This window comes from Cupriavidus sp. CPT47-8839-RL05A, from assembly GCF_058792255.1.
Genome location: NZ_JBYTEG010000014.1, coordinates 109,403 through 125,528, shown reverse-complemented (window position 1 = coordinate 125,528; position 16,126 = coordinate 109,403). Strand labels below are relative to the sequence as shown.

At 67.5% G+C, this 16,126-nt stretch carries 14 protein-coding genes; all 14 read right to left on the bottom strand.

Annotation, left to right across the window (positions count from 1 at the left end; translation table 11 throughout):
• Nucleotides 1-30 precede the first annotated feature (30 nt).
• The 14 genes from AC3WVS_RS18520 to leuC all read right to left on the bottom strand — a co-directional run bounded on the left by AC3WVS_RS18520 (nucleotide 31) and on the right by leuC (nucleotide 15,901).
• Nucleotides 31-756 carry an SPOR domain-containing protein gene (locus tag AC3WVS_RS18520; protein ID WP_492319835.1) on the bottom strand — a complete coding sequence of 242 codons (726 nt, stop codon included), beginning with the start codon at nucleotides 754-756 and terminating at the stop codon, nucleotides 31-33.
• A 108-nt stretch (nucleotides 757-864) separates the two neighbouring features.
• Nucleotides 865-2,175 carry a bifunctional tetrahydrofolate synthase/dihydrofolate synthase gene (gene folC / locus AC3WVS_RS18515; RefSeq protein WP_211979970.1) on the bottom strand — a complete coding sequence of 437 codons (1,311 nt, stop codon included), beginning with the start codon at nucleotides 2,173-2,175 and terminating at the stop codon, nucleotides 865-867.
• Nucleotides 2,176-2,332: 157 nt separating this feature from the next.
• Nucleotides 2,333-3,205, bottom strand: a complete 873-nt coding sequence (gene accD, locus AC3WVS_RS18510; RefSeq protein WP_340521382.1) for an acetyl-CoA carboxylase, carboxyltransferase subunit beta — start codon at nucleotides 3,203-3,205, stop codon at nucleotides 2,333-2,335.
• Between the two features lie 180 nt (nucleotides 3,206-3,385).
• Nucleotides 3,386-4,183 carry a tryptophan synthase subunit alpha gene (gene trpA, locus AC3WVS_RS18505; RefSeq protein ID WP_010814636.1) on the bottom strand — a complete coding sequence of 266 codons (798 nt, stop codon included), beginning with the start codon at nucleotides 4,181-4,183 and terminating at the stop codon, nucleotides 3,386-3,388.
• Between the two features lies 1 nt (nucleotide 4,184).
• Nucleotides 4,185-5,111, bottom strand: a complete 927-nt coding sequence (locus AC3WVS_RS18500) for a DNA-methyltransferase (RefSeq protein WP_492319834.1) — start codon at nucleotides 5,109-5,111, stop codon at nucleotides 4,185-4,187.
• The gene (trpB, locus tag AC3WVS_RS18495) at nucleotides 5,111-6,304 is read right to left on the bottom strand and encodes a tryptophan synthase subunit beta (RefSeq protein WP_010814634.1); all 1,194 of its coding nucleotides are present in this window, start codon (nucleotides 6,302-6,304) and stop codon (nucleotides 5,111-5,113) included. The genes AC3WVS_RS18500 and trpB overlap by 1 nt, the downstream gene beginning before the upstream one ends.
• A 124-nt stretch (nucleotides 6,305-6,428) precedes the next feature.
• A complete protein-coding gene (locus AC3WVS_RS18490; protein WP_492319833.1) occupies nucleotides 6,429-7,172 on the bottom strand; it encodes a phosphoribosylanthranilate isomerase in 744 nt (247 codons plus the stop codon).
• Complete coding sequence (gene truA / locus AC3WVS_RS18485; protein ID WP_492319832.1) at nucleotides 7,159-7,977, bottom strand: tRNA pseudouridine(38-40) synthase TruA; 819 nt, start codon at nucleotides 7,975-7,977, stop codon at nucleotides 7,159-7,161. Before truA ends, AC3WVS_RS18490 begins: the two co-directional genes overlap by 14 nt.
• Before the next feature lie 149 nt (nucleotides 7,978-8,126).
• Nucleotides 8,127-10,973: a motility hub landmark protein FimV gene (locus AC3WVS_RS18480; protein ID WP_492319831.1), complete on the bottom strand. Its 2,847-nt coding sequence runs from the start codon at nucleotides 10,971-10,973 to the stop codon at nucleotides 8,127-8,129.
• A gap of 286 nt (nucleotides 10,974-11,259) precedes the next feature.
• Complete coding sequence (gene asd / locus AC3WVS_RS18475; protein WP_492319830.1) at nucleotides 11,260-12,396, bottom strand: aspartate-semialdehyde dehydrogenase; 1,137 nt, start codon at nucleotides 12,394-12,396, stop codon at nucleotides 11,260-11,262.
• Nucleotides 12,397-12,486: 90 nt separating this feature from the next.
• On the bottom strand, nucleotides 12,487-12,618 hold the full coding sequence (locus AC3WVS_RS18470) for a hypothetical protein (protein ID WP_013957414.1): 132 nt from the start codon (nucleotides 12,616-12,618) through the stop codon (nucleotides 12,487-12,489).
• Nucleotides 12,619-12,731: 113 nt separating this feature from the next.
• A complete protein-coding gene (gene leuB, locus AC3WVS_RS18465; RefSeq protein WP_492319829.1) occupies nucleotides 12,732-13,799 on the bottom strand; it encodes a 3-isopropylmalate dehydrogenase in 1,068 nt (355 codons plus the stop codon).
• 22 nt (nucleotides 13,800-13,821) lie between these two features.
• A complete protein-coding gene (leuD, locus tag AC3WVS_RS18460) occupies nucleotides 13,822-14,472 on the bottom strand; it encodes a 3-isopropylmalate dehydratase small subunit (RefSeq protein ID WP_492319828.1) in 651 nt (216 codons plus the stop codon).
• Between the two features lie 19 nt (nucleotides 14,473-14,491).
• Nucleotides 14,492-15,901: a 3-isopropylmalate dehydratase large subunit gene (gene leuC, locus AC3WVS_RS18455; RefSeq protein WP_492319827.1), complete on the bottom strand. Its 1,410-nt coding sequence runs from the start codon at nucleotides 15,899-15,901 to the stop codon at nucleotides 14,492-14,494.
• Between the last annotated feature and the right edge of the window lie 225 nt (nucleotides 15,902-16,126).

Here is a 16,126-nt window from a genome sequence, read left to right as displayed (position 1 = left end):
CCGGGCACAGGCGCCGGCCGTGCTTGCCCCTTACTGTTCCACGACCTTCGAGGTCAGCCCCACCGCGCGCACGCGCTTGTCGGCAGCGTCGGCGGCGTCACGGTCGCTGAAGGGGCCGGCACGCAGCAGGATGCGCTCGCCATCGGCCAGCATTTTCTTTTCGACATAGGCCGGGACCTTGCTCGCCTTGAGCTTGGCCAGCCAGCCCTTGGCGCGTTCTTCGGAAGAAAAAGCGCCGATCAGGATCAGGTACTTGCCGCTGCCCGGCTTGGCTTCGGGCTTGGCTTCAGCCCGTTGCGCGGGCTTGTCCGCGGCGGCTGCGGCGGCGGCCGCGGGCTTGGGCGCGCTGACGATTTCTTCGCCGGCGTCCAGCGCCTCGGCATCATTGCGCGCCGCCGGCGTGGGCGGCAGCGGGTCGGCCTTGCGCGGCTCGACGCGGGGCTTCTGCGCCCCCTGCGCGCCGGTGACCCCGTTTGCGACCTTTACCGAGACGTCCTCGGACACCGGCCGCGGCTTGGTCTCGAACACGATCGGCAGCACGATCACGGCGGCCACCATCAGCACCACGGCGCCGATCAGGCGGCGGCGCGCGCGCTGCTTCTGCGGGAATTCGGGGTCGAGCGTATCGTCGGCATAGTCATCGGCCAGACGGCGCGACGAGGCGATGCCTGCACCCGTGTCGGTGCGCTGGCGCCGCGCACGCTCGGGTGCCGGGTCGTTGCCCTTGCGGGAAGAAAACAGCGAAAGCAGGCCCATAGATTGGTTCGGTGATACGGCCTTGTGGGGCCGCTCGTTGCGTTTGCCGCTCATTGATCGGCCAAGGCCGCCGGGGTTGCCAGGTCAGCGGGCGCCGGGGCGCCTGCTTCAGTTAGCCTGCGTGGCACGATAGGCCATCACGCCGGCGACGGTATAGAACGATCCGAAGACCAGAATTCTATCATTCTCGGTGGCTCGCTCGATGGCATCGCGGAATGCCGCCTCGGGGCTGGAGAAGCAGGCCGCGGTGGCGTCCGGGCCGGGGCGGAATCCGCCCGCCTCCAGCTTGGCGAGCAGGTCCGCGGCACTGGCGGCGCGCTCGGTCGGCAGGTCGCACAGGCACCAGTGGTCGACCTTGTCGGCCACGTGCTGCAGCACCCCGGCGATGTCCTTGTCCTGCATCGCGCCAAACACCGCATAGGTGTAGCGGAAGAACCCCATGTTCTCCAGGTTCTGCCCCAGCGTGGCCGCTGCATGCGGATTGTGCGCCACGTCCAGGATCACCGCCGGGCGGCCCGGCAGCACCTGGAAGCGGCCCGGCAGCTCGACAAAGGCCAGGCCGTTGCGCACTTCCTGAGCGCTGACCGGCAGGCGCGGGCGCATGGCCTGCAGCGCGGCCAGCGCCGCCGCCGCGTTGAGCAGCTGGTTGGCGCCTCGCAGCGCCGGGTAGCCCAGGCCGTTAAGTTTGCGCCCGCCGCCGCTCCAGTCCCATTGCTGGCGCTCCTGGCCCTTGGCGGCGTGGAAATGGTAGTCGCGCCCCACCAGCCACAACTCGGCGCCGACGGCCTCGGCGTGCGCCACCAGCGACTTGGGCGGCATCGGGTCGCCGCAGATCGCGGGCACGCCCGGGCGGAAGATGCCGGCCTTCTCGAAGCCGATCTCCTCGCGCGTATGGCCCAGGTACTGGGTATGGTCGATATCGACGCTGGTGACGATGGCGCAGTCGGTATCGATCACGTTGACCGCGTCCAGGCGCCCGCCCAGGCCCACTTCCAGGATGATCGCGTCCAGCCCGGCCGCGGCGAAGGCATGGATGATCGCCAGCGTGGTGAACTCGAAGTAGGTCAGGCTGACCGGGTCGGCAAAGCTGTTGCGCGCGCGCTCGACCGCCTCGAAATGCGGCAGCAGCTGCGCATCGGTGGCGATCTCGCCATTGATGCGGGCGCGCTCGTTGAACGAGATCAGGTGCGGCGAGGTATGGCAGCCCACCTTGTAGCCGGCCTCCAGCAGGATGCGCTCGAGCATCGCGCAGGTAGAGCCCTTGCCGTTGGTGCCGCCCACCGTGAACACCACGGCGTCGATGCGCAGCCCGAGGGCCTCCTTCACGCGCGTGATGCGCGCCAGGCCCATGTCGATGCCCACGGGATGGGCGGTTTCGAGATGGGCAAGCCATTCGGGGAGCGTATGGAAGACAGGCATGTGGGGTGCGAGGAAAAGCTGTTGCTACCAGATTTGGCCAGCCAGCGGCAAAGTCAAGGCCAGGCTTGCGCCCGGCCCCGAGATAGCTGCCGGGGCGGCCAAGAAAAGCGAAAGGCGCGTCAACCACCCGCGCCCTTGATCTGCCATGCAGACGTTGTTATGCCACCGCGTCGGCCGGCTGCTTCTGCAGCAGCGCCAGCAGCTGCGCCAGTTCCGCGCGCATCTTGCGGCGGTCGACGATCATGTCGATGGCGCCCTTCTGGATCAGGAACTCCGAGCGCTGGAAGCCTTCCGGCAGCTTCTCGCGCACGGTCTGCTCGATCACGCGCGGGCCGGCAAAGCCGATCAGCGCCTTGGGCTCGGCGATCACCACGTCGCCCAGGAAGGCGAAGCTGGCCGACACGCCGCCCATGGTCGGGTCGGTCAGCACGCTGATGAACGGCAGCTTGGCCGCGCTCAGCTGGTTCAGCATCGAGGTGGTCTTGGCCATCTGCAGCAGCGACAGCAGGCTTTCCTGCATGCGCGCGCCGCCGGTGGCGGTAAAGCAGATGAACGGCACCTTCTGCTCCAGCGCTGCCTGCGCGCCGCGCACGAAGCGCTCACCCACCACCGAGCCCATCGAACCGCCCATGAACTCGAACTCGAAGCAGCTCACCACCACCGGGATGGTGTGGATGGCACCGCCCATCACCACCATGGCATCGGTCTCGCCGGTGTCTTCCATGGCGGCCTTGATGCGGTCCGGGTACTTCTTGGAATCCTTGAACTTGAGTGCGTCGACCGGCACGATCTCCTGGCCGATCTCATAGCGGCCTTCGGCGTCCAGCAGCCCGTCCAGGCGCGCCCGGGCGCTGATGCGCATATGGTGGTCGCACTTGGGGCAGACGTGCAGGTTGGCCTCGACGTCGGTCCGGTACAGGGTGGACTCGCACGACGGGCACTTGACCCACAATCCCTCAGGGATGCCCTTGCGGGTGCTGGGGTCGGTCTGTTGAATCTTGGGGGGCAGGAGTTTATCCAACCAGCTCATGAAAGCTCCTTTCGGATGACTGCGGTCCGCCGGCAAGCCCGGTGTCGGGACGCCTGTTGGCAGATGGCAGGGAATCAACCCGCGAATTTACCATGCCGGCCCGGTGACCTCGAAGCGCAACGCGCGATTTGCGCACATTGACGCACTTCTGAAGTTTCATCAGGCCGGCATTAGATCACTTCAACTATCCAGCGCCTGGCGGATCTCGGCGATAAACGCCTGCAGCGTCGCCACCGCCTGTTCGCGCGGCGTGTCCTCCAGCAGCTGCACCAGGCGGCTGCCGATTACCACGGCATCGGCCACGCTGCCGATCGCGCGCGCGGTCTGCGCGTCGCGGATGCCGAAGCCCACGCCCACCGGGAGGTTGGCATGCTGCTTGATCAGCGGCAGGCGCGCCGCCACGCTGTCCAGGTCGATCGCGGCCGAGCCGGTCACGCCCTTGAGCGACACGTAGTACAGGTAGCCGCTGGCCACGCGCGCCACGGCCTCGATGCGGGCATCGGTCGAAGTCGGCGCCAGCAGGAAGATCGGGTCCATGCCGTTGTCGCGCATCAGCGTGGCGAACGACTCGCACTCCTCGGGCGGATAGTCGACCACCAGCACGCCGTCGACGCCGGCTTCGCGCGCGGCGGCGGCAAAGACCTGCTCGCCCATGCACTCGATCGGGTTGGCGTAGCCCATCAGCACCACCGGGGTGTCGGCATTGGTCTGGCGGAACTCGCGCACCCACTGCAGCACCTGGGTCAGCGACACGCCCTGCGCCAGCGCGCGCTCGGAGGCGCGCTGGATCACCGGGCCGTCGGCCATCGGGTCGGAGAACGGCACGCCCAGCTCGATCACGTCGGCGCCGCCCGCCACCAGCGCATGCATCAGCGCCACGGTCAGGCCGGGCTCGGGATCGCCGGCGGTGATAAACGGAATCAGGCCCTTCTTCTGCTGCGCGGCCAGCGCCGCGAACGTCTTCTGGATACGGGACATATCAGGGAATCAGGTGAGGCCGCGGCGCCGGCGAGACATCGTCGTTGGCGGCGGCCAGGGTTGGGGTGGCGGCAGGCTCGGCCGCCGCGCTCGTGACGGCAAGAGCCGCGGCGGCGGCGGACACACGGCCGCACGCCACCTGCACATACTCCGGATTGATCTCGAAGCCGGCAAAGCGCCGTCCGTGGCGCAGGCAGGCCACCGCGGTGGTGCCGCTGCCGGCGAACGGATCCAGCACCAGGCCGCCCGGGGGGCAGCTTGACAGCACCATGCGCTCGACGATCTCCAGCGGCTTCTGCGTCGGGTGGTTGGCGCGCTCCGGGTCCTGGCGGTGGATGCGCGAGACGCTCCACAGGTCCTTCGGGTTGTAGCCCACCTCGAGCCACTTCTTGCCTTCGAAACGCGGACGGCTGCGCGCCTTCTTGGTCTCGGGGTCGTAGGGAATGCGGACCGGGTCGAGATCGAAGTAGTAGTCGCGCGCGCGCGCAAAAAAGCCGATGTTGTCGTGCACCGACGAGAACTTGCGCGTGGTGCCGCCCATGCTGGGCACGCGGCGGTCCCAGATGATCTCGTTGATCATGGTCAGGCGCCGCTTGAGCATCACGAACAGCTCGGGCGAATACTGCCAGGTGCAGAACAGGTAGAGCGTGCCCTTGGGCGCGAGCTTGGGCACGACCGCGTTCATCCAGCGCTCGGACCAGTCCAGATACTCCTGGCCCGACAGCAGGTCGGAATCGTTGCCGTAGTCCTTGCCCAGCCCATAGGGCGGATCGGCGACGATCAGGTCGACCGAGCCGTCCGGCAGGCGGGCAATGCCCTCGAACATGTCTTCCTGGAACAGGCGCAACTGGGCGGAATCGGGCGCACCGGACGCATCCGGTGCACCCGCGCCGCCCACGGCAAGTCCGGTCGGAGGCAGCGCGCGCATCAGAGCTTGAGCCCCGCGCGCTCGGCCACGGTGTGCATGTCCTTGTCGCCGCGGCCGGACAGGTTCACCAGCAGCAGCTTGTCCTTGGGCAGCGTCGGCGCCAGCTTGCAGGCATAGGCGATGGCGTGGCTCGATTCCAGCGCCGGGATGATGCCCTCGATGCGGCAGCAGTCGTGGAAGGCCTTGAGCGCTTCTTCATCCGTGATCGGCACGTACTGCGCACGGCCGCTGTCCTTGAGCCAGGCATGCTCGGGGCCCACGCCCGGGTAGTCCAGGCCGGCCGACACCGAATGGGTCTCGATGATCTGGCCGTTGGCGTCCTGCAGCAGGTAGGTGCGGTTGCCGTGCAGCACGCCCGGCGTGCCGCCGGTCAGCGAGGCCGCGTGGCGGCCGGTGTCGAGGCCGTCGCCGGCGGCTTCCACGCCGATCAGCTGCACGTCCTGGTGCTCGATATACGGGTAGAAGATGCCCATGGCATTGGAGCCGCCGCCGACGCAGGCGATCACGGCATCCGGCTGGCGTCCCGTCATCTCCGGCATCTGCACCTTGGCTTCCTCGCCGATCACGCACTGGAAGTCGCGCACCATCATCGGGTACGGATGCGGGCCGGCCACGGTGCCGATGATGTAGAAGGTGTTCTCGACGTTGGTGACCCAGTCGCGCATGGCTTCATTGAGCGCGTCCTTGAGCGTGCGCGAGCCGCTTTCCACCGGCACCACGGTGGCGCCCAGCAGCTTCATGCGGTAGACGTTGGCGGCCTGGCGCTTGACGTCCTCGGCCCCCATGTAGACCACGCACTCCATGCCGAAGCGCGCGGCGATGGTGGCAGTGGCCACGCCATGCTGCCCTGCCCCGGTCTCGGCGATCACGCGCGGCTTGCCCATGCGCTTGGCCAGCAGCGCCTGGCCGATCACGTTGTTGATCTTGTGTGCGCCGGTATGGTTCAGGTCTTCGCGCTTGAAGTAGATCTGCGCCCCGCCGAGCGTCTCGCTCCAGCGCTGCGCGTGGTAGATCGGCGACGGGCGGCCGACAAAGTGCTTCAGTTCGCGGCGGTATTCGGCATCGAACTCCGGATCCTTCTGGTAGTGCGCATAGGCCTCGCGCAGCTCATCGAGCGCGTGGACCAGCGTTTCGGACACGAAGGTGCCGCCATAGGGGCCGAAATGGCCACGGGAATCGGGCAGGTCGTACATGTCTAGACTCTTCGGAACAGCGGCCTTGCCTCATCCGGCAAGGGCGCATGGTTGACTGCGATGCGTGTGCGCGCATGCGGCAGGCCACGGGCGGCATGGGGAAAGACGCGGGACACGGCCCGGCTCATCCTGCCTCGGCACTGCGCACAGCGCGCACGAACGCGGCGATGCGGGCGTGGTCCTTCACGCCCTTGGCGGCCTCTACCCCGCTGCTGACGTCCACAGCGTAGGGCCGCACGCGTTCAATCGCGCCAGCGACGTTTTGCGCGTTCAACCCACCACTCAAAACGATGCGAGGAGCGCCGCTTGCGTTCGGGTTGCCGGTAGCTGGTACCGGGGGAGTAGGCGGAAGCCATGCCGGGGGAATCAGGGTCCAGTCGAAAACGTGGCCGCCACCGCCGTAGCCTTCGACGAAGGCATCGAGCAGCAAGGCAGCGGCATCACGGTATTGATCGGCAAATTCTACCAAATCAAGCCCCGGGCGCACACGGGCGGCGCGCATGAAGGGCAGCCGGCAGCGCTGCGCCGCCTGCGTGCAGAACTGCGGGGTCTCGTCGCCGTGCAGTTGCAGCAGCGTCAGCGGCACGCGCTCGGCCACATGGGCGATGTCTTCCAGGTCGGCATTGACGAACAGCCCGGTGATCGCCACGAACGGCCCGGCGGCCTCGGCCAGCGCCGCGGCGCGCGCCACGTCGACGTAGCGCGGGCTGTTCGGGTAGAACACCAGCCCGATGGCGTCGGCGCCGGCGTCCACGGCCGCGCGCACGTCGTCCTCGCGCGTCAGGCCGCAGATCTTGATGCGGGTGCGGGCCGGCATGTGCACTGTGCTGCCCGCCGTGCTGCCTTCGGCGCCCTCAGGCTGCGTCATCGAACACTCCATGGAACAGGCTCGCGGACGGATCGGCCGCGGGGATCTGGTAAGGATCAGGATACTTGACGCCGACCAGGTAGAGGCCGTCCGGCATGAAGGTCGGCGCCGCCAGCTTGCGCTCGCGCCCGGCCAGCACCTGCGCCAGCCAGTGCGCCGGGTAGCGTCCGCGCCCCACCGCCACCAGGCAGCCCATCAGGTTGCGCACCATATGGTGCAGGAAGGCGCTGGCGCGAAAGCGCAGGAACACCCAGTTGCCGTCATCCTTGATGGTGACGTCGTACATGGTCTTGACCGGCGACTTGGCCTGGCATTCGGCGGCGCGGAAGGCAGAGAAGTCATGCTCGCCGAGCAGGCATGCGGCGGCCTCGCGCATGGCGTCGACGTCGAGCCGCTGGCCCGGCGGCAGCATCTGGTAGCCGGCGCGGCCGTGCACCAGCGGCACGCGGTGAGGCCCGGTGTAGAGCGCGTAGTAATACATGCGCTCGAACGCCAGGAAACGCGCGTGGAAACCCTGGTCCACCGGCAGCGCCCATTGCAGCGCGATCGACGGCGGCAGGAAGGCGTTGACGCCGCGCACCCAGGAAAATGGCTCGCGCTCGAGCGCCGTGTCCAGGTGGATGACCTGGCCGAGCGCATGCACGCCGGTATCGGTGCGCCCCGCCACGGTGGTCAGCAGGCGCACGCCGGCAAAGCGCTCGATGGCGTCTTCCAGGTGATCCTGCACGGTATTGCGGTGCGGCTGCGACTGCCAGCCGGAAAAGGCGGTGCCGTCGTAGTGCAGGCCAAGAGCGATGCGGTTCATGTCAGGGGATCAGGCAAGGCGGCGGGTACGTCCGGGCGCAGTGGTCCACGCCAGGTCCGCCGAAAAAGCAAATGCGCCGGAAGGGACGCTTCCGGCGCATCGCTTCAGGCTGCGGCAGCGCGTGCCGCGGCCGGACCGTCAATGATAGCTCAGGCCACTTCCAGCAGCAGCGAACGGGCCTCCGCCTGCAGCGGATCCTGCGACTGCTCGACCACTTCCTGCAGCAGTTCGCGCGCCCCTTCCTTGTCGCCGATCTCGATATAGGCACGAGCCAGGTCAAGCTTGATCTGCATGTCGCGCCCGCCGTCCACGCCGTCGACCGACAGCGTGCTCGGCGAACCCCCGTGCGTGAGGTCGCCGCCGGTTTCAGGCGCCACGCGCGACAGGTCGATCGGCTCGACCAGCTTGCCGTCGCGCAGCATGGTGGTGGCGGGCAGCGGCAAGGTGGCCTCGTCCGGCACGTCCTTGCCGCCGGCATCGGCTTGCGGGGCGCTGCCCAGGTCAAGCGACAGCCCCGACATGTCGAACTCCAGCGGACGGCCGCGGGTCGGCGTGTCGAGGGTGGGAACGTCGTCGGCAAGCGGGTCGGCGCCGGTGCCCGGCAGGCCGAGATCCAGCCGCACCGGCTCGCCGGCGTCGTGCGCGTCAGCGCCAAACACCATCGCCGCGGAAGCAGGCGCCACGATCGGCTCGCCGGCCGCCGGGGCCGGGAAGGCATCCAGCGGCAGCGCCAGGTCACCCAGCGACGGCTCCAGCCGCGGGATCGAGGCCGGATTCTGCGACGGGTCCTGGGTGCGCCACTGGTCGGTTGCCGGCGATGTCGTATCCGGCCCCGCCGCTTCGGGCGTCACCGCCAGGAAGAGCGCGTTGCCTGGCTCGAGCGCGCGCCCCATTTCTGCTGCCTTCAGCCATTCCGCCCCGTGTCCGCCGGTCTGGGCGAACATTTCTTCTGCAATCACGCGGAAACCTTCCACATCCTGTCTGTTGCTGTAAATCTCCAGGAGCTTGAGCCGCACCGGCTGCTGCTCCGGGTTCTTCTCCAGGGCTTCGCGCAGGATTTCCTCCGCCTGCACATCGCGCCCATAGGCGATATAGACCTCGGCCTCGGCGATCGGGTCGACCTCGTTGGCTTCCGGCGTGTTGTTGCCGATGCGGAAGTCCGCGCCGAACACGCTGTGCTGCGAGGTGTCGACGCTCTGCCCCCCGGCCGTGCCGAACAGCGAATTGGCACCGGCCATCACCGTGCTTTCCTGCGACAGGATGCTGTCGCCGAAGCCGGTCGCCTCGCTCGCCTTCTGCTGCTGGCGGCGGCGATAGATCGCATAGACGCCGAGCAGCGCCACCAGCAGGCCACCGCCGGGCAGCAGCATGGGGTTGGCCAGCAGGCCATCGATGAACGACGGTTCGGGCACCGGCTCGGGCTGGGCCACCACCGGCGGACGCTTGGCAGCGGGGGCCGACGCGGCGGCGGCGGCCTGCGCTGCGCTGGCAGGAACGGCGGCAGCCGGCTGCGAAGCGGGGGCCGCTGCCACCGCTGAGGCTGCCGCAGGCGCCACGGCGTCGGCGGCGCTGGCGCCGGCCGCTGCCGGGGCGCTGGCTGCGGTTGCGGCAGCCGTCGCGGCGACCGCAACCGGGGCCGGGGCCACGGCATCGGCCTTCGGCGGCTGGGCCGCCACCACGGTCGGCGCCGCCGCCGCGGCCTTGGCCGCGGCCTCAGCCTTTTCCTTCTCGGCCAGCACCGCCTGGTTGGCCTGGCTCAGCTTGGCGATCTCGGCGTTCTTCAGCTCGAGCAGCTTCTGCATGTCGCCGACGTTCTTTTCCAGCTGCGCCAGGCGGGCTTGCGCCTCCTTGAGCTCACGCTCGCGCGCGACGCCGGCTTCGGCCCTGGCCGCGGCGTCGGCCTGTGCGCCACGCGCGGCCTTGCTGAGCTTCAGTTCATCGCGCGGGCCGTCGGTCGGGGCGGCCTGCTCCTGCACCCGGGCGGTCACGTTGCCGGACTGCTGGCGGCCGCTGTCGGGCTCGACCGACTTGGCCGCAGCAGCGCTGGCCAGCCGGCCGCGGTAGGCATCGAAGCCCTGCGTGCGCGCCACCACCTCGCGGCGGGCGGCCTTGGGTGCGACGGCTTGCGCCTGCTGCTGGGTCGGGACCTGCAGCACCGCGCCGCTGCGCAGCCGGTTCATGTTGCCGCCGATAAAGGCGTTGGGATTGTTACGGTAGAGCGCCACCAGCATCTGGTCCAGCGAGACCGATTCCTGGCCTTGCACGGCCTCGCCGGCAATGGCGTAGAGCGTGTCGCCGCGCTGCACGGTGTAGCCGCCGCCGGGTGCCATCTCGGTGCTGCCGCTGGCGGCCGGTGCCGGCGCCCGCTTTGCGCTCTGGCGGGCCGGGCGCGCGGGCGCGGCTGGCTTGACTGCCTCGGCAGCCGCGGCGGGCGCGGCTTCCTGGGCCGGCGCAGGCTGCGGCGCGGCGGCAGGTGCCGGTGCCGCTACGGGCGGCGCATCCGGCGTCGCCGCCTGCACCACCGTCGCCGGCGAGAAGGTCTGGTTCGAAGGCTTGGCCCCGGCAGGGTCAAGCAGGAAGGTATAGGCGCGCGAGACCTTGCCGCTGGCCCAGCTCATGTCGACCAGGATGTCGACAAAGGGCTCGCTGATCGGCTGGTTGGAACGGACCCGGGCCACATAGCTGCCGTTCGGGCGGCGCTCCACCTCCAGCCGCAGGCTGCTGACGGCCGGCAGGTAGGTCAGCCCGGCCGCGGCATACGCCGCTGGCGACGCCAGCTTGACGCTGAGCCCGGCGGCCTCTTCGGCACTGACCCCACTGATGTCGATCTCAGCCTGCAACGGCTGCCCCAGATTCGACTGAACCCGCAATTGCCCGAACCCCGCGGCATATGCGGCCGGCTGCGCAAGCAGCAGGCCCAGTGCCGTGACGGCCAGCGTTGACCAGCGCTGACGGGCGGTAGGCGCATCTTTCCGGCGATGTTGGCTCACACTCACCTTATGCTCCGTTATGTTTTAGTAGCGATATGAATCGACAGACCGACCCCAAAACCAGGTCCGGCAGGCTGGCGAGGCGTTCTCGGCGCACCCCTTCTCCAGCCGCGCGCAGACGCCAAACCCTGCCTGGCGCGAAGCGCATGCCGGCGTATTGTGACGCATCACCAGGGAAAATAGGCGCCCGGATACAACAACGCCGCGCATGGGCGCGGCGTTGTCGGCAAAGCGGTCCATTCTGTTGCCTGGCTGCAACGGACGCAACCAGGCAACAAGAGGGAGCACCGGATCAGGACTCGATCAGGATACGCAGCATGCGGCGCAGCGGTTCGGCCGCGCCCCACAGCAGCTGGTCGCCGACCGTGAACGCGGACAGGTACTCGCCGCCCATCTGCATCTTGCGCAGGCGGCCGACCGGGATGGTCAGCGTGCCGGTCACGGCAGCCGGGGTCAGGTCGGTCATGCTGGCTTCACGCGTATTCGGCACCACCTTGGCCCACGGGTTGTGGGCGGCCAGCATGCCTTCGATCTCATCGAGCGGCACATCCTTGCGCAGCTTGATGGTCAGCGCCTGCGAGTGGCAGCGCATGGCGCCAATGCGCACGCACAGGCCGTCGACGGCGATCGGCGTGGCGCCGGTCGCACCCAGGAAGCCTTCGCCGCGGCCCAGGATCTTGTTGGTCTCGGCGCCGCCCTTCCATTCTTCCTTGGACTGGCCATTGCCCAGGTCCTTGTCGATCCAGGGGATCAGGTTGCCGGCCAGCGGCACGCCGAACTGCTTGGTTTCCTCGGCGGACAGGCCGTGCTGGGTCGCCAGGATGGTGCGGTCGATTTCCAGGATGGCCGAGGCCGGGTTGTCCAGCAGCGGCTTGACCGACGCGTTCAGCGTGCCGAACTGCGTCAGCAGCTCGCGCATATGCTGCGCACCGCCGCCGGAAGCGGCCTGGTACGTCATCGACGTCATCCACTCGATCAGGTCGGCCTGGAACAGGCCGCCGAGGCCCATCAGCATGCAGCTGACCGTGCAGTTGCCGCCGATGAAATTCTTGACGCCCTTGGACAGCGCGTCCTTGATCACATCCTGGTTGACCGGATCCAGCACGATGATGGCATCGTCCTTCATCCGCAGCGAGGACGCCGCATCGATCCAGTATCCCTTCCAGCCGGCCGCGCGCAGCTTGGGGAAGACCTCGTTGGTGTAGTCGCCGCCCTGGGCGGTCAGCACCACGTCGCACTTCTTCAGCGCTTCGATGTCATTGGCATCTTTCAGCGTGGTTTCGTTCTTCGCCATGGCGGGCGCCTTGCCGCCGGCATTGGACGTGCTGAAGAAGACGGGCTCGATATGGTCGAAATCACGCTCTTCCTGCATGCGCTGCATCAGGACGCTGCCGACCATTCCCCGCCAACCGACGAGACCTACAATCATGATTTACCTCGGATGTGATTTTTACTTCCCCGCCATTTTCCTCGCCCGGCGTGGCTGCGCGGGGAAGACGGGCAGGCACGACGAACGGATCTAGGCGATCGCGGTTTTAATAATGGTTTTAATCGTCGTTGCGGTCTGGCCGAGCGAAATCGTGCCGACCGGGCCGCGGGTAGCGGTCAGGGCAGCAACAGCAGTCAGGGTGGACTGGGAAAATCGGGCCATCGGCAGAGTCTACACGATTTTGCCGCGCTGCCGCAGCGTGCAGATAGGGGAAATAACGGGGACAAATCAGACAAAGGGGGCACTACTCGCGCAGTGCCCCCTTCCGGTGTGACTTACAGTGCCGCCAGCACCGCGTCACCCATCTCGCGGGTACCGACCTGCTTGCAACCCGGCGTCAGGATGTCACCGGTGCGGTAGCCCTGGGCCAGCACCTTCTTGACGGCGCTCTCGATGCGGTCGGCCTGCTCGGCGCGGTTCAGCGAGTAGCGCAGCATCATCGCCGCCGACAGGATCGTCGCCAGTGGGTTAGCCACGCCCTTGCCGGCGATGTCCGGCGCAGAGCCGTGCGACGGCTCGTACAGGCCCTTGTTGTTGGCATCCAGCGACGCCGACGGCAGCATGCCGATCGAGCCGGTCAGCATCGCGGCCTCATCCGACAGGATGTCGCCGAACATATTGCCGGTGACGATCACGTCGAAGCTCTTGGGCGCCTTGACCAGCTGCATGGCCGCGTTGTCGACGTACATGTGCGACAGCTCGACCTCCGGGTACTCCTTGTGCACCTCGATCACGATGTCCTTCCAGAACTGGAAGGTCTCGAGCACGTTGGCCTTGTCGACGCTGCACAGCTTCTTGCCGCGCTTGGCCGCGGCCTGGAACGCCACATGGGCGATGCGGCGGATTTCCGGCTCGCTGTAGCGCATGGTGTCGAAGCCTTCGCGCGCGCCCTTGAACAGGCCGTCCGGCGCTTCGCGCACGCCGCGCGGCTGGCCGAAGTAGATGTCGCCGTTCAGTTCGCGCACGATCAGGATGTCGAGGCCGGCCACCAGCTCGGGCTTCAGGCTCGAGGCGCCGGTCAGTTCCGGATAGCAGATCGCCGGGCGGAAGTTGGCGAACAGCTGCAGGTGCTTGCGCAGGCCCAGGATGGCCTGCTCCGGACGCAGCGGACGATCCAGGCTGTCGTACTTCCAGTCGCCGACGGCGCCGAACAGGATGGCGTCGGCTTCCTTGGCCAGCTTCAGGGTGTTTTCCGGCAGCGGATGGCCTTCGGCCTCGTAGCCGGCGCCGCCCACCGGGGCAGTTTCCAGCTCGAACTTCTCGTCGAGCGCGTTCAGGACCTTGACGGCCTCCGCGATGATTTCGGGACCGATGCCGTCACCCGGCAGGACTGCGATCTTCATTGTTGTCTTTCCTCGTTGAGTCTTATCCGACCAGGCGGTTGTTCAGCCACGGCATCCTGGCCACGCGCTCGGCCTCATAGGCCTTGATCTTGTCGGCATGGCGCAGCGTCAGGCCGATATCGTCGAAGCCGTTCAGCATGCAGTACTTGCGGAACGGGGCGATGTCGAACTCATACGCCTGGCCGCCCGCCGTCAGCACCACCTGCTTGTCCAGGTCGATGGTCAGCTTGTAGCCGTTGAAGGCGTTGGTCTCGTTGAACAGGTGGTCGACCTGCTGTTCGGTCAGCACCACCGGCAACAGGCCGTTCTTGTAGCAGTTGTTGAAGAAGATGTCGGCAAAGCTGGGCGCGATCACGGCGCGGAAGCCGTATTGGGTCAGCGCCCACGGCGCGTGCTCGCGCGAGCTGCCGCAGCCGAAGTTGCGGCGCGCCAGCAGGATCGACGCGCCCTGGTAGCGCGGCTGGTTCAGCACGAAGTCCGGGTTCAGCGGACGCTTGCTGTTGTCCATGCCGGGCTCGCCGACGTCCTTGTAGCGCCACTCGTCGAACAGGTTGGGGCCGAAGCCGGTGCGCTTGATCGACTTCAGGAACTGCTTCGGGATGATGGCGTCGGTATCGACGTTCTCGCGGTCGAGCGGGGCTACGAGGCCGCTGTGTACGGTGAACTTGTCCATGTTCTCTTTCCTTGCTTCTTCAGCCCAGCTTGCGGATATCGACGAAATGGCCTTCGATGGCTGCGGCCGCTGCCATCGCCGGGCTCACCAGGTGGGTGCGCCCGCCCGCGCCCTGGCGGCCTTCGAAGTTGCGGTTCGAAGTCGACGCGCAACGCTCGCCCGCCTCGAGGCGGTCGGCATTCATCGCCAGGCACATCGAGCAGCCCGGCTCGCGCCATTCAAAACCGGCGGCCTTGAAGATCTTGTCCAGGCCTTCGCGCTCGGCCTGTTCCTTGACCAGGCCCGAGCCCGGCACCACCATCGCCAGCTTCACGTTGCCGGCAACCTTGCGACCAAGCTTCTGCACCACCCACGCGGCGGCGCGCATGTCTTCGATGCGGCTGTTGGTGCACGAACCGATGAAGACCTTGTCGATATTGATGCTCTCGACCGGCACGTTGGGCTGCAGGCCCATGTATTCGAGCGCGCGCTCCATCGCGTTGCGCTTGTTCGGGTCCTTTTCCTTCTCTGGGTCCGGCACGCGGTCTTCGATGCTGATCACCATTTCCGGCGAGGTACCCCAGGTCACCTGCGGACGGACATCCTCGGAGCGCAGCTCGACCACCTGGTCGAACTTGGCCCCGGCATCCGAATGCAGCGTGCGCCAGTAGGCCACGGCCTGCTCCCACTCCACGCCCTGCGGCGCGTAGGGGCGGCCCTTCACGTATTCGAGCGTGACGTCGTCCACCGCCACCAGGCCAGCGCGCGCACCGGCTTCGATAGCCATGTTGCAGACCGTCATGCGGCCTTCCATGGTCAGGTCGCGGATGGCCGAGCCGGCAAATTCAATGGTGTAGCCGGTGCCGCCCGCGGTGCCGATCTTGCCGATCACGGCCAGCACGATGTCCTTGGCGGTGCAGCCGCGCGGCAGCTTGCCTTCCACCTTGACCAGCATGTTCTTGGCCTTCTTGCCCAGCAGCGTCTGCGTGGCCAGCACGTGCTCCACTTCCGACGTGCCGATGCCATGCGCCAGCGCGCCAAACGCGCCATGCGTGCTGGTATGCGAGTCGCCGCACACCACCGTCATGCCCGGCAGCGTGGCGCCCTGCTCCGGCCCGATCACGTGCACGATGCCCTGGCGGTGGTCGTTCATCTTGAACTGGGTGATGCCGTAGCTGTCGCAGTTGGCATCCAGCGTATCGACCTGCAGCTTCGACACCGGATCGGCAATGCCGTGGCTGCGGTCGGTGGTCGGCACGTTGTGGTCCGACACGGCCAGGTTGGCGCTGATGCGCCATACCGGACGCTCCGCCAGCTTCAGCCCCTCGAACGCCTGCGGGCTGGTCACTTCATGCAGCAGGTGGCGGTCGATATAGAGCAGCGTGGTGCCGTCTTCCTCGACGTGGACGGTGTGGTCATCCCAGAGTTTGTCGTAGAGCGTCTTGGCCATGATGCGATGGCGGGCCGGAAGACCGATCCTTTGCAGGAGTGGTCCGCGGTGACCGCGCGGTAGTTTGCAGGGGTTTTATTCGCTTCGGTCGCGGTGGCGAGCGGGTGGCGATAGCGACAATCGCGCCGGAAGCCGCCTGAAGCGAGCGTTATTTCAAGCGTTGCCGCAATGCTTGACTTGGCAATTGATTATGCCACAGGGGGTATGGCACTCAGCCCCCTGCCC